Annotated in this window: 11 protein-coding genes, 18 tRNA genes, 2 rRNA genes and 2 pseudogenes; all 33 read right to left on the minus strand. The window is 35.8% G+C overall.

Annotation, left to right across the window (positions count from 1 at the left end; translation table 11 throughout):
• Nucleotides 1–10 precede the first annotated feature (10 nt).
• Nucleotides 11–1072 (minus strand): PTS sugar transporter subunit IIC, encoded by a 1062-nt coding sequence (locus tag ACODH8_RS01120; RefSeq protein ID WP_332465008.1) that lies wholly within the window; start codon nt 1070–1072, stop codon nt 11–13.
• Nucleotides 1073–1222: 150 nt separating this feature from the next.
• Nucleotides 1223–2155: pseudogene (locus tag ACODH8_RS01125) on the minus strand (dihydrolipoamide acetyltransferase family protein); the annotation flags it as partial.
• A 180-nt stretch (nt 2156–2335) separates the two neighbouring features.
• A pseudogene (locus tag ACODH8_RS01130) lies at nt 2336–2506 on the minus strand (biotin/lipoyl-containing protein); the annotation flags it as partial.
• A 26-nt stretch (nt 2507–2532) separates the two neighbouring features.
• Nucleotides 2533–3519, minus strand: coding sequence for an alpha-ketoacid dehydrogenase subunit beta (locus ACODH8_RS01135; protein WP_332465010.1), 987 nt, complete (start codon nt 3517–3519; stop codon nt 2533–2535).
• Nucleotides 3520–3552: 33 nt separating this feature from the next.
• Nucleotides 3553–4539 carry a thiamine pyrophosphate-dependent dehydrogenase E1 component subunit alpha gene (locus ACODH8_RS01140; protein ID WP_332465011.1) on the minus strand — a complete coding sequence of 329 codons (987 nt, stop codon included), beginning with the start codon at nt 4537–4539 and terminating at the stop codon, nt 3553–3555.
• A gap of 17 nt (nt 4540–4556) precedes the next feature.
• Nucleotides 4557–5969: a dihydrolipoyl dehydrogenase gene (lpdA, locus tag ACODH8_RS01145; protein ID WP_332465012.1), complete on the minus strand. Its 1413-nt coding sequence runs from the start codon at nt 5967–5969 to the stop codon at nt 4557–4559.
• Nucleotide 5970: 1 nt separating this feature from the next.
• Entirely contained in the window at nt 5971–7050 is a 1080-nt protein-coding gene (buk, locus tag ACODH8_RS01150) for a butyrate kinase (protein ID WP_332465013.1), read from the minus strand.
• Between the two features lie 12 nt (nt 7051–7062).
• Entirely contained in the window at nt 7063–7887 is an 825-nt protein-coding gene (locus tag ACODH8_RS01155; protein ID WP_420504560.1) for a phosphate acyltransferase, read from the minus strand.
• A gap of 536 nt (nt 7888–8423) precedes the next feature.
• Complete coding sequence (gene deoC / locus ACODH8_RS01160) at nt 8424–9101, minus strand: deoxyribose-phosphate aldolase (protein WP_332465015.1); 678 nt, start codon at nt 9099–9101, stop codon at nt 8424–8426.
• A 72-nt stretch (nt 9102–9173) separates the two neighbouring features.
• Nucleotides 9174–10112, minus strand: a complete 939-nt coding sequence (locus tag ACODH8_RS01165; protein WP_332465016.1) for a sugar-binding transcriptional regulator — start codon at nt 10110–10112, stop codon at nt 9174–9176.
• An 80-nt stretch (nt 10113–10192) separates the two neighbouring features.
• Nucleotides 10193–10660, minus strand: coding sequence for a glutathione peroxidase (locus tag ACODH8_RS01170; RefSeq protein ID WP_332465017.1), 468 nt, complete (start codon nt 10658–10660; stop codon nt 10193–10195).
• A 12-nt stretch (nt 10661–10672) separates the two neighbouring features.
• A complete protein-coding gene (locus ACODH8_RS01175; protein ID WP_420517456.1) occupies nt 10673–11137 on the minus strand; it encodes a DUF1456 family protein in 465 nt (154 codons plus the stop codon).
• Entirely contained in the window at nt 11134–11583 is a 450-nt protein-coding gene (locus ACODH8_RS01180) for a YaiI/YqxD family protein (protein WP_332465019.1), read from the minus strand. The genes ACODH8_RS01175 and ACODH8_RS01180 overlap by 4 nt, the downstream gene beginning before the upstream one ends.
• Nucleotides 11584–11671: 88 nt before the next feature.
• Nucleotides 11672–11743: transfer RNA gene (locus ACODH8_RS01185), tRNA-Gln, on the minus strand.
• Nucleotides 11744–11753: 10 nt separating this feature from the next.
• Nucleotides 11754–11826: transfer RNA gene (locus ACODH8_RS01190), tRNA-His, on the minus strand.
• A gap of 19 nt (nt 11827–11845) precedes the next feature.
• Nucleotides 11846–11926 (minus strand) — tRNA-Tyr (locus tag ACODH8_RS01195).
• Nucleotides 11927–11932: 6 nt separating this feature from the next.
• A tRNA-Phe gene (locus tag ACODH8_RS01200) sits at nt 11933–12005 on the minus strand.
• Nucleotides 12006–12032: 27 nt separating this feature from the next.
• Nucleotides 12033–12104 (minus strand) — tRNA-Glu (locus ACODH8_RS01205).
• Between the two features lie 15 nt (nt 12105–12119).
• A tRNA-Ser gene (locus tag ACODH8_RS01210) sits at nt 12120–12209 on the minus strand.
• Nucleotides 12210–12241: 32 nt separating this feature from the next.
• Nucleotides 12242–12315, minus strand: a tRNA-Asn gene (locus tag ACODH8_RS01215).
• Between the two features lie 34 nt (nt 12316–12349).
• Nucleotides 12350–12433, minus strand: a tRNA-Leu gene (locus ACODH8_RS01220).
• Between the two features lie 20 nt (nt 12434–12453).
• Nucleotides 12454–12524, minus strand: a tRNA-Cys gene (locus ACODH8_RS01225).
• A 5-nt stretch (nt 12525–12529) separates the two neighbouring features.
• Nucleotides 12530–12601 (minus strand) — tRNA-Gln (locus ACODH8_RS01230).
• A gap of 10 nt (nt 12602–12611) precedes the next feature.
• A tRNA-His gene (locus tag ACODH8_RS01235) sits at nt 12612–12684 on the minus strand.
• A 10-nt stretch (nt 12685–12694) separates the two neighbouring features.
• Nucleotides 12695–12765 (minus strand) — tRNA-Trp (locus ACODH8_RS01240).
• 22 nt (nt 12766–12787) lie between these two features.
• A tRNA-Tyr gene (locus ACODH8_RS01245) sits at nt 12788–12868 on the minus strand.
• Nucleotides 12869–12874: 6 nt separating this feature from the next.
• Nucleotides 12875–12947, minus strand: a tRNA-Phe gene (locus ACODH8_RS01250).
• Nucleotides 12948–12951: 4 nt separating this feature from the next.
• Nucleotides 12952–13024: transfer RNA gene (locus tag ACODH8_RS01255), tRNA-Asp, on the minus strand.
• Nucleotides 13025–13040: 16 nt separating this feature from the next.
• Nucleotides 13041–13113 (minus strand) — tRNA-Val (locus ACODH8_RS01260).
• A gap of 9 nt (nt 13114–13122) precedes the next feature.
• Nucleotides 13123–13194: transfer RNA gene (locus tag ACODH8_RS01265), tRNA-Glu, on the minus strand.
• A gap of 10 nt (nt 13195–13204) precedes the next feature.
• Nucleotides 13205–13278 (minus strand) — tRNA-Asn (locus ACODH8_RS01270).
• A 12-nt stretch (nt 13279–13290) separates the two neighbouring features.
• Nucleotides 13291–13406, minus strand: a 5S ribosomal RNA gene (gene rrf / locus ACODH8_RS01275).
• A gap of 76 nt (nt 13407–13482) precedes the next feature.
• Nucleotides 13483–13593, minus strand: a 23S ribosomal RNA gene (locus tag ACODH8_RS01280); the annotation flags it as partial.

Below are 13593 nucleotides of genomic sequence, written 5' to 3' on the forward strand. Positions count from 1 at the left end.
GTTTCTTTTTTTATCCTTGATATTTAAATACTACTTTACTATCGTATAATTTTAATACTTTTTCAAATACAAATTTTGTTAAAAGACCTACTGCGATTGGAACAACAAACCATGAAATGATTAATAAAGCAACGTTTAATCCTGCATCTAATGAAGCAAGTGGACCTACTAATCCAACTAATCCAAATCCAGCTGAGTTAGGTGTTCCTGAAATGTTAAACAATGCAACTGGAATCGCTGAAACAGCTGCTGTTACTAAACAAGGTAATAAAATAATTGGGTATTTGAATAGGTTTGGCATCATCATTTTCATACCACCTAAAGCTACTGCTAAAGTTACACCAGATTCATTTACTTTCCATGAGTTGATTACTAATACAATTGTTGTAGCTGCAATTCCCATTGCTCCGGCACCTGCTGATACACCATCCAATTGAATCGCCATACCTATGGCTACCGTTGTGACTGGAGATATAATCAGTGCTGCAAAAGAACAAGCAATTAATATACTAGCTACCATTGGTTGTAAATCAGTAAAGCCATTGATTACTTTACCAATTAAAGCCGTAATTTGAGTTACGTATGGATATGTTAACATACCGATTAAACCAGCGCCTATACCAACAACGATTGGTAGCGCTATTATTTCTGTAGAACCAAATTTATTACCTAACCACATCATCATTAACACAGCAATTGCTGCAGTTAACATGATATTAATAATATCACCAGTACCGGCAGCTATGAAAGCCCCTTTTTCACCAATCTCAGGGTTAAACTTAATAACACCTGATCCAGCAAATGCGGCACCACCAACAATCATAATCTTAGGCGGAGTTAAATCAAATTGTTTCGCTATTAATCCACCGATGATTAGTGCGGTACCCACTTGGAAAATAAGTGCTGCATCAATAATTTTTTGAATAATTTCAATATGGTTAAAATACTTTAAAATCGCTCCTAAAACAGCATTTGGGATTAAAGCAACAATAGTACCTTGAGCAGTACCTGCTAATAATTTGTTAAAAAATATTTTGGGCGTCATTTTAGTTGATTGTTCTGCTTGAGTCATTGTGATTTCCTTCTTTCACTTTTTCATATGAATAACTTTGAGAAAATTTTCACTAGTTCTAATAAACCTTTATTTCATGAAGCTCTTGGAAGGTACATGGCTCACATACCTTCCAATTACATCACGAACTACATTTTAAATCTTTATTTTTTAATAGATATCTGAATCGTTAGAGAATCTTGCTAAGTTTTCTTTGATATCTCTTAAGAATTGACCTGCTTGTTGTCCATCTAAGATACGGTGGTCAATTGATAGACATAAGTTAACCATGTCTGCTGTTTTGAATCCGCCATCTTTAGTTGGTACAATACGTTTGTTAATTGATTCAACTTGTAAGATTGCTGCTTGTGGGTGGTTAATAATTCCCATTGATTGAACTGATCCTAATGAACCAGTGTTGTTTAATGTGAATGTTCCACCTTGCATGTCAGCATTAGATAGAGTTCCTTTACGGACATCTGTTGCTAAACGGTTGATTTCTTTTGTAAGTCCAGCAAGTGATAAGTTATCAGCTTGTTTAATCACTGGAACAAATAAGTTTTCATCAGTTGTTACAGCGATTGATAAGTTAATATCTTTATGGTAAACAATGTTTCCATCTTGCCAAGAAGTATTGATTTTTGGATTTTTCTTCATTGCTTGAACAACAGCTTTTGCAAAGAATGGGAAGAAGCTTAATGAAATACCTTCTTGTTTTTTGAAATCATCTTTAACGCTGTTACGTAAGTTAACAATGTTTGTAACGTCTGCTTCAACCATGATCCAAGCATGTGGAATTTCTGTAACACTTTGTACCATTTTCTTAGCGATTGCTTTACGCACGCCATCAGCTGGTACTACTTCGTCATTACCACTTGCAAATACAGGAGCTGGAGCTGCTGCTTTTGGTGCTGCTTCTACAGCTGGTGTTGGTGTTGCTGCTACTGGAGCCGCCTCAACAACTGGTGCTGCTACTGCCTCACCTGGAACAAAGTTTAAGATGTCTTTACGAGTAATACGTCCTTCTTTACCAGTACCAGTTACAAGAGATAAATCAATACCTTTTTCTCCTGCTAATTTCAATACTGCTGGTGAGAAACGGCCTGCTGCAGCTCCTGCTGGTTTAGCTGGTGCTGCTTTTGGAGCTGCTGGTGCTGCTACTAGAGCTTCAACTTTTTCTTCTACAACTGGAGCTACTGGTGCTTCTTCAGCGCCTTCAACTTCAATCGTCATTAATAATGTACCGATTGGGTAATCTGTATCTAATTCTACAAAAGTTTCTTTAATAACTCCTTCAAAATCTGAAGGTACTTCTGTTGTTACTTTATCTGAAACAACTTCCATAAGAGGTTGATATCTTTTTACTTTATCTCCAGGTTGAACTAACCAACCTACTACTGATGCTTCTGTTACACTTTCCCCTAAATGAGGTAGTAATACTTCTTTAATTGCCATAACTTCTCGTCCTCCTACAAACTATTTTAAAACTCTGCTAATTCTCTCATTGCTTCTAAAACTTCTGCTTCGTCAACTAAGAATTCTCTTTCAAGTGATAAGGCATATCCCATAGCTGGAACATCTGGTCCTGCAACACGTTTGATTGGTGCATCTAGTTCAAATAAAGCTTCTTCAGCAATCATAGCTGCGATTTCTGACATAACAGTGCTTTCTTTGTTGTCTTCTGTTACTAATAAAACTTTACCAGTTTTCTTAGCAGCATTAACTAGTGTTTCTTTATCTAATGGATATAGTGAACGAACGTCTACTACTTCTGCATCGATTCCTTCTCCAGCTAATTTTTCTGCTGCGTTTAAAGCGTGCTGTAATACCATACCGTAACCAATTACAGTAATATCGCTACCTTCGCGTACAACGTTAGCTTTAGTAATATCTACAACATAATCTTCAGTTGGAACTTCATCTTTTAATAGACGGTATAAGCGTTTGTGCTCATAGAAGATAACTGGGTCATCAGATCTAATAGCTGCTTTAATCATACCTTTAGCATCATATGGGTTAGATGGCGTTACAACGCGTAAACCAGGTTGTCCAATGAATAATTTTTCAGTTGATTGAGAGTGATATAAACCACCACGAACTCCCCCACCATAAGGCGTACGGTAAACGATTGGTGCAATCCAGTCACCTTTTGTACGGTAACGCATAGTACGAGCTTCTGATAAAATTTGGTTTGTTGCTGGTAAAATGTAGTCCGCAAATTGGAACTCACCAATTGCACGGTATCCTCTTAATCCAAGACCAATTGCTAAACCACCAATTTGTCCTTCTGTTAATGGTGTGTTAAAACATCTATGATCGCCGTATTTAGCAGCTAAGCCTTTAGTTACACCAAAAACTCCACCTTTGTCTCCACCAACGTCTTCACCAAAAATTACTACTTTTTCATCGCGAGCCATCTCTTCAGAGATACCTAAGTTAATTGCCTCTAAATATGTCATTTCTGCCATTATTATTCAATCCTCTCTATTATCAGTTCTTAATTATTTAGCGTAAACTTCTTCGTATAATGATTCAGGTGTTGGATCTGGCATTGCTTCTGCTTCATCTGTATCTTTATCGATTTGAGCACGGATTTCAGCATCAATTGCATCCATTTCTTCTCTAGTTAAGTAACCTTCAGCGATTAATTGTTTTTCCATTGCATCAATTGGATCCTTTTCTTTCATTGATTCAATTTCTTCTTTAGAACGATAAACTGTTTGATCATCATCAGCTGAGTGAGATGTTAAACGAGAAACCATTAATTCTACTAATTTAGGTCCTTTTCCAGCACGAGCGTCTTTAACTGCTTTTTGGAAAGTTAAGTAAACTTCAGTAAAGTCATTTCCATCTACTCTGATTCCTTCAAATCCGTAACCGTGAGCACGATCTGACATTTTTTCGTTAGCATATTGCTCATCAATTGGAGTTGAGATAGCGTAAGCATTGTTTTCAATAACAAAGATAACTGGTAATTTTTTAACTCCAGCAAAGTTCATTGCTTCTTGTACTTCACCTTGGTTAGCAGAACCTTCACCTGTACAAGTTAATGTAACAAAGTCAGCTTTTTCTAATTGAGCTGAGTAAGCAACACCTGTAGCTAAAGGTAGTTGAGTACTTACAGTTGAAGAGAATGCTACGATATTATGTTCTTTAGATCCATAATGGTTAGGCATCATACGACCATGTGATGATGGGTCAGCATCTTTACCAAAAGAACCTAATAAGATATCTTTATTTGTCATACCCCAAACAAGACTCGCTGTCATGTCACGGTAGTATGGTAAGAAATAATCTTTTTTATGATCAAATGCCATTGCCATAGCTACTTGAGCTACTTCAGCACCTTGACCTGAAATGTTAAATGATGTTTTACCAATTCTTGTTAATTGCCATAAACGTTCGTCAAGACGACGACCTCTTAGAACCTCACGGTATGCTTGGATAATCTCTTCTTTACTTAGACCTGATTTTTTTAAAGTTTTCATTTATATCAACCTTTCTATTATTTATGAATGGCAATGCCATAAGTATCTAATGCAGCTTCTTGGATCACTTCTGTTAATGTTGGATGTGGGTGAATTGCTTCCCCAATCTCAAGTGGTGTTGCATCTAAATAGATTGATGTACTTGCTTCTGAAATTAAATCTGTTGCATGTGGTCCAATAATTGATACACCTAATAAATCGTCTGTATCTAGATCACGAATTACTTCAACAAATCCTTCTTTAGCACCGTAAACTAATGCTTTACCGTTACCAGTAAAGTTGAAAGTACCAATTTTAACTTTTTTACCTTCTGGAACATTATCTTTAACATAACCAACACTTGCTACTTCAGGGTTTGTATAAACACCACGAGGAACGTTTGTGTAGTTTAATGGTTCGATTTCTTCACCTAACATATGAGCAACGGCTAATTCGCCCTCTTTCATTGCCACGTGAGCTAATTGCATCGTATCAATACAGTCACCAATTGCATAAATATGGCTTTCTGTTGTTTGATAGAATTCATTTACTTCGATACCTTTGTCATTATATTTAACTGATGTATTTTGTAAGCCGAATCCATTAACATTTGGTGTACGTCCAATAGCAACCATTACTTTATCTACTGTTAATTTATCTTGACCTTCAATAGCAACATCAACTTTACCTGATTTGATATCAGCTGATTCAACTTTGCTGCTAAGTAAAATTTTAATGCCTTTAGCTTCCAAGCTTTTCTTCAACTGACGAGAAATGGTAGAGCTTTCATTAATAAGTAAGCGGTCTAAGAATTCAACGACAGTTACTTCAACACCTAAACTATTTAATAAAGATGCCCACTCAACTCCAATAACTCCTCCACCAACAATAACGATTGATTTTGGTAATTCTTCAAGTTGTAACATACCATCTGAAGATAAAATATTTTTTTCATCTAATGGTAAGTTAGGTAATGATCTTGGTGTTGAACCTGTTGAGATAATAACATTTTTAGGAACAATAATTTCTTCTTCTTTACTCTTATCGTTGAATGTAACAGCTACTGCACCTGATACTGGAGAGAAAATTGATGGGCCTAAGATAGCGCCTTCACCTTCAAGAACTTTAATTTTATTTTTTTTCATCAATCCTTGTACACCACCATGAAGTTGGTCGATTATTGATTGTTTACGTTCTTGAATTTTTTTAAAGTTAGCAACTTGCTTGTTATCAGTTTCAATACCAAACATTTCAGCACTTTTAATTGTGTCAAATACTTCAGCACTTCTTAATAATGCTTTTGTTGGAATACATCCACTATGTAGACAAGTTCCACCAACTTTATTTTTTTCTACAACTGTAACACTTAATCCTTTTTGAGCAGCTCTAATTGCAGCAATATAGCCACCAGTTCCTCCACCTAAGATTAGTAAATCTGTTTGTTCTGCCATCTTATTCCACTCCTACTTCACTATAATTTAACGCATCTTCCTCGCCTTTAAGAACGCGGTAAGCTCCGTCATACAATGCTTCCATTTCCATTTCTCCTGGGAATGCTTTAATCGGTGCAATCCAATCTACTAACTCACTGATTTTTGAAACAGTATATTTAGAGTAAATTGCTCCACCCGTTAAACAGATAGCATCGACTTTACCTTGTAAAACAACAGCTAATTCACCTATGCTCTTAGCAACTTGGTAGCTCATACCATCTAAGTAGTACTTAGCTTCTTCATCGCCTTCGTTCATACGTTTCTCAACTTCTCGTAAATCAGTTTCACCAAGGTATGACTTCATTCCAGCATTTCCAGCAATTAATTTTTTCACATCACCCATTTCCATTTTTTCATTGATAACAAGTTTAGTAAAATCAATTAAAGGTAATGAACCACTTCTTTCTGGTGTGTATGGCCCTTCACCGTCTAATCCGTTAATCACATCGATCATTCTCCCATTTTTGTGAGCACCAACACTGATACCTCCACCTAAATGAGCAACAATCATTGAACTTGAGTCATAAGACTTACCAAGTTCCTCAGAAGCTTTTCTAGCAACAGCCTTTTGGTTTAAGGCGTGTCCTACACTTCTTCTTTCGATTCCCTTTAATCCAGAGATTCGAGCTAATGGATGCATTTCATCTACCACAACTGGGTCCACAATGAAAGCAGGTATATTTAAACTTTTTGAGAATTTATTGGCTAAAATACCACCTAAGTTTGATGCGTGCGTATTGTATTTCTCAGTTTCAAGATCGTGTAATAACTCTTCGCCTACACTATATGTTCCACCAGGAATTGGTTTTAATAAACCACCACGACCAACTACTGCTACTAATTGATCTGTCATTCCTTGTTCTTCTACAAAAGAAAGAATAATATTATATCTAAAATCTGCTTGATCAATAACTCCTTCAAATTGAGAAATTTCTTCAACAGTGTGTCGAATAGTTTCTTCAGCAATTAAGTTGTGATCTGCAAAAATAGCTGTTTTTGTTGATGTTGAACCTGGGTTGATAACTAAAATCGCTTCCATTTACTCGCTCCTTTATAGTTGTTGCATCGCAAATTTTAATGAATGTAATTTACTTTCAGTAGAATCACTTCTTGAAGTTAAAACAACTGGAATCTTTGTTCCAACTAGTGTTCCACCAGCAGTTGCGTCTGCAAAAATAGTTAATGCTTTGTAAAGAGTATTTCCTGTATCAATTGTTGGAACAACTAAGATATCAGCGTCCCCTTTGATAGGTGCTTCAAATCGTTTATGCTCACATGATTCTTCACTTGTTGCCAAGTCGAAAGATATTGGACCATAAACAATGCTATCTTCACTATCTTTAAAGTGCTCTGCCACTTCAGTTGCTAAAACTGATGATGGCATTTTTGGGTTAAATGTTTCCGCAGAACTTAATAATGCAATCTTTGGTTTACTTATCCCTGTCTTCTTAGCTACTTGTTTTACATTTTCAACAATTTCAATCATTGATTCAGTCGTTGGTGCTATATTCATTGCTGAGTCTGTTAAAATGAATGATTTGTTTTTAGCTGGCATATCTATTAATGCCACATGAGATAAAACTTTTTGGGTTTTTAAACCATGTCTTTTGTTTAGTAATTCTTTTAAAATAGTATGTGTTGGAATAATTCCTTTTAATAAAATATCGGCTTTTTCATCAGCGACTAATTCAACTGCTTTTTCAGCCATTGCTAATTCACTTTCACAGTGAACATAATCCCAAGTTGTATCATCTGCTATATTGATATTTGTATCAAAAACAGCAAATCTAACTTCACCTGGATACTCTTCATTAACTCGATTAACGAGTGCTAAAATTTCTGGCTGAGAACCTCCTGCAACAGAAACTGTAATCATTGCCCTTCACCTCTTTGTTTATTTCCTTCTACACCCTTACTTTATGCTATAATGTAAGCGGAAACAAATTGTTTATTTTAATGATACTATTAAGAATATTTATAGGACCTATAAACGTTGATAATATAACGTTCGTGTTTTGATTATTAGTTATTCTATTCACTTTCTAATCTAATTGTAATCTTTTTTCTTCACATAATCCACTATTTTTAACACGTTTAATGAACTTTTGAACAAAAATGTTTTCATTTTATTTATTTGTGAAAAAATGTAATTCTAATCATAAATAAATAATACTAATAAATACTTAATGAAAATACTTATTAACAAGCAATATTATAATAAAAAGTCTATTTGATGACTATCTGAATAACAAGAATAGAAAAAAGGTCTAATTTACTCTAATCAAACATAAACAAACTAATTGCTAAGTCTCTTTTCCTAAATATTGTTTATTTTTCACAAGAGAACTTTAAAAATGAATTTCAAAGAAAAAAACATGATTCCTTAGAATCATGTTTTCTATTTATCTATTATTAATAACTTTCAGTTGTACTTGCTGTATTATCACCTAATACAATCTTAACACCATCACTTGCACCTAAACGTGATGCTCCTGCGTCTACCATTTTTTTAGCATCTTCTAGAGTTCTAACACCACCAGAAGCCTTAACAAGTGCTTTTTCACCAACAGTATCTTTCATTAATTTAACATTCTCACTTGTGGCACCAGCCGTTGAAAAACCAGTTGATGTTTTAACATAATCAGCACCTGCTTCTACTGACAACTCACAAGCTTTAACTATTTCATCTTTTGTTAAAAGAGCTGTTTCAATGATTACTTTTACTAATGCGCGTCCCTTAGCTTCTTCAACAACACCTTTAATATCTGCTAAAACAACATCATACGATCCTTCTTTTAATGCACCTACATTAATTACCATATCAACTTCATCCGCACCATCTAAAATAGCTTGGTTTGTTTCAAATACTTTTACTTTAGAAGAGTTAGCACCTAAAGGAAAACCAATCACTGTACAAATTTTCACATCACTATTTTGTAATTCAATTTTTGCTGTTTCAATCCAAACCGGGTTAATACAAATTGACCAAAAACTATGTTCTTTCGCTTCTTTTGCCAAAGTGATGATATCCTCTTTAGTTGTATCAGCCTTTAATTTTGTGTGATCAATCATTTTCGCATAGTTATTCATTTAAATCTTCCTTTCAGTACTTGATAAACTTATTATATATCCGTAATGAAATTATGTCAATTTTTAAATGAACTAATTTTCAACAAGTTTTTGAGCTGTCCAATAATCTGTAATCAATACATTAGAATAATTACCTGTTAGAGCTCCTTTTATCGCATTAATTTTGTGCTCTCCACCAGCAATCAATATTGATAATCTTTTCTTAGACAGCTCAGTTAAATCTATCCCTATTGTTCTATCATTAATATTTTTTAAAGCTATTTGTCCATTAGTATCATAAAATCTAGAACAAATATCTCCCACAGCTAACTCTTGTAATTGTTGTTTTTCATTGTCGGATAGATATCCAAGTTGAAATAATAAAGCATCTTGTCGTGTCGTTCCTACTGTATAAATAGCTACTGAAGATTTTTTTTGTAGTTCCATAATATATTGAATGTGTCTATCTCCTTCAACAACCTCTTTAACTTCTTTATTATCAAAAATGACAGGTAATGGAAGAGATATTCCTGTTGTATTGAAAGCTTCAGCAAATAGAGATAATGTCTCATGAGCATAGGTTGAAACATTAGAATGAGTAATACTTCCTTTTAGTTGAACAACTTCTATCTCTTTATATTCATTACTTCTTAATTTTTGTCCTACGGCTAATGTTGTTTTCCCCCAACCTATACCGATGATATCACCATCTACCAGAAATTCATCTAAAAATTCTGCTGCTTCCTCACTAATTTGGTCAATTATCAGTTCATAGTTATCACTGATGCTTTGAGCAATTCTAACTTCTTTCAGTCCATACTTTTCTTTTAATTTACTTTCTAAAATAGTTGTTTCATTATATGGATCTGATATAGTAATTGTGACAAAACCGTTATCTTTTGCATGCTTTAATAACCTAGAAACAGTTGGCCTTGATATATTTAGTTCTTTTGCTATTTGTTGTTGTCCATACTCTAATTGATAATACATTTTAGCAACTTCAACACTTAGTTGATCTTTCTTTAATGACATAGTCTACGCTCCTTTATTAAAAGTCTCTATTATTTTATCATAGCCATAAAGATAAAAAAACTCACCTAAAAAGGTAAGTTTTAAGCTAATAATTTTTTTATTTCATCTTCAATTGATTCAGGAACTATCTTTGGAGCAAATCGATTAACAACTTGTCCCTCTTGATTAATTAAAAATTTAGTAAAGTTCCAACTAATACTCTTATTATCGGTTTCCTGAATTAAGTAGTCGTAAAGAGGACTCTTTTCTTTACCACGGACCTTTATCTTTGCAAACATTGGGAATGTCACACCATAATTAACCTGGCAAAATTCTAGTATACTATCATTTGTTTTTAATTCTTGATTCAAAAATTGACTACATGGAAATCCTAAAATAACAAATCCTTGATCTTTATATTGATTATATAAAGTTTCAAGCCCACTAAACTGTTTAGTAAAACCACATTTACTCGCTGTATTAACAATTAAAACAACTTTTCCTTGATAATCAATTAAGTCTTTTTTGCTACCATCCATTTGTTCCATAGAAAATTGATAAATACTCATAATGACCTCCTATTAGCGATACTCACTCATTAAACCTTTTAGAAAATTACGAGTGAAATTATCACCACATGTTTTATAATTTTTATGTCCTTCTTTTCTTAAAAAGGCACTTAACTCACTCTTAGAAATAATAATACCTTCTTTATCCCAAATAGCAAGCATATCGTCTGTTGTCATAGATAACGCAATTTTCAATTTTTTAAGCATAATATTATTTGAATTACCTTGTCGCAGTTCAAAAACAGGTTTGTCACCTTCCTTTACTCCACGTTGTGAAATAATCATTCCATTTAGAAAACGCTCAAACACTTCATCTTCGAGAACTAATTCATAATTATCCTCATCAATCTTTTTCAGCATTTTCAAATAATCTTCTTTAGTAATTTCAACTCCACCTAAGCGGAATAACTCAACCATATCTGTATCTTTAATATCTAAAGCATAACGTAACCTTGTTAATCGATCGTTGTGATTCATTTCATTTCTCCTTTAATAATATCAGTCATTATTTCTTTGAATAGCAATCTGTCTTCTCTAGTAAATGGTTTAGGTCCTTTTGTTCTTTTACCAGCCTTTCTCATTTGAGCTCCAATATATCGCTGATTTAATAATATATCAATTGATTCTTTTAGATATTCCTTTCCATTATGATGGAAGACCCGTACTTTTTTATTTAATAATAATGAAGCTAATCCATAATCTTGTGTAATAATAATATCACCATCTAAAATTTCTTTAACAATTCGATAATCTGCACCATCAGCACCCTTATCAACATAAATAAATTGAATAAATCCAGGATATTTCTTAGTTGTAAAATGATCAATGCTTGTAACAATAACAACTGGCAATGAAAAATCTTCAGCCAACTCAATGATTTCATTTTTTACAGGACAACCATCCCCGTCAATAATTAAACGCATAACTTTATTCCTAATTCCTTTACTAAGGTATTTTATATCATTTATTTTCTCTATTATAACAAAAAAAGACTCTATAATAGAGTCTTGACTGGGCTAGCTGGATTCGAACCAACGAGTGACGGAGTCAAAGTCCGTTGCCTTACCGCTTGGCTATAGCCCATTAATATGAAGGCGACTGATGGGAATCGAACCCACGAGTGTCGGAGCCACAATCCGATGCGTTAACCACTTCGCCACAACCGCCATATTAAAAAATAAAAAATGGAGGGGGGCAGATTCGAACTGCCGAACCCGAAGGAGCGGATTTACAGTCCGCCGCGTTTAGCCACTTCGCTACCCCTCCATATAATGGCGCAAGACAGAATCGAACTGCCGACACACGGAGCTTCAATCCGTTGCTCTACCAACTGAGCTACTGCGCCTAAAAACTTTGGTGTTTTTTATTTTTATGACCCGTACGGGACTCGAACCCGTGTTACCGCCGTGAAAGGGCGGTGTCTTAACCGCTTGACCAACGGGCCTGTTTTAAAATAATACGGAGAGTAAGGGATTCGAACCCTTGAGACAGTTATTACCGCCTACATGATTTCCAATCATGCTCCTTCGGCCAACTCGGACAACTCTCCAGATTCATTCCAATACTTCCTATTTAAAAGAACTCCGGCAGTAGGACTCGAACCTACGACATCATGATTAACAGTCATGCGCTACTACCAACTGAGCTATGCCGGATTATTTAATTATTATACATATGCCATAAAGCTAATACCGGCGGCCGGGGTCGAACCGGCACGCCCTAATGGGCACAGGATTTTGAGTCCAGCGCGTCTGCCAATTCCGCCACGCCGGCGTTATATGATAATAACTAAAAGGCGGTAACCGGATTTGAACCGATGATAAAGGTGTTGCAGACCTCTGCCTTACCACTTGGCTATACCGCCATTAACTGGGCTAGCTGGATTCGAACCAACGAGTGACGGAGTCAAAGTCCGTTGCCTTACCGCTTGGCTATAGCCCATTATTATAAAGGCGACTGATGGGAATCGAACCCACGAATGTCGGAGCCACAATCCGATGCGTTAACCACTTCGCCACAACCGCCATATTAAAACAGGGGTAGTAGGAATCGAACCCACGCTGACGGTTTTGGAGACCGTAGTTCTACCGCTAAACTATACCCCTATAGTTTGAAAAAATATAAAAATGGAGGGGGGCAGATTCGAACTGCCGAACCCGAAGGAGCGGATTTACAGTCCGCCGCGTTTAGCCACTTCGCTACCCCTCCATATAATGGCGCAAGACAGAATCGAACTGCCGACACACGGAGCTTCAATCCGTTGCTCTACCAACTGAGCTACTGCGCCTAAACGGTCCCGACGGGATTTGAACCCGCGATCTCCTGCGTGACAGGCAGGCATGTTAACCCCTACACCACGGAACCAGTTTAGAAATATTAATGGAGGTTAACGGGATCGAACCGCTGACCCCCTGCTTGTAAGGCAGGTGCTCTCCCAGCTGAGCTAAACCTCCAATAAATAATGACCCGTACGGGACTCGAACCCGTGTTACCGCCGTGAAAGGGCGGTGTCTTAACCGCTTGACCAACGGGCCTTAAATCAAACTCCGGCAGTAGGACTCGAACCTACGACATCATGATTAACAGTCATGCGCTACTACCAACTGAGCTATGCCGGATTATTATAATAAGCATGGCAACGTCCTACTCTCACAAAGGGAAACCCTTCACTACCATCGGCGCTAAGAAGCTTAACTTCTGTGTTCGGCATGGGAACAGGTGTATCCTTCTTGCCATCATCGCCACACTTATTAATTGAGTGATTATTCACTCAAAACTGGATGTTTTTAGTTAGACTACATTATTTTTTCACCGGTTTTTCTTTGGTTAAGTCCTCGACCGATTAGTACTAGTCCGCTCCGTACATCACTGCACTTCCACTTCTAGCCTATCTACCTGATCATCTTTCAGGGGTCTTACTTTCTTAAAGAAAT

The sequence above is a fragment of the Vagococcus fluvialis genome (assembly GCF_048815235.1).
GTDB lineage: Bacteria > Bacillota > Bacilli > Lactobacillales > Vagococcaceae > Vagococcus.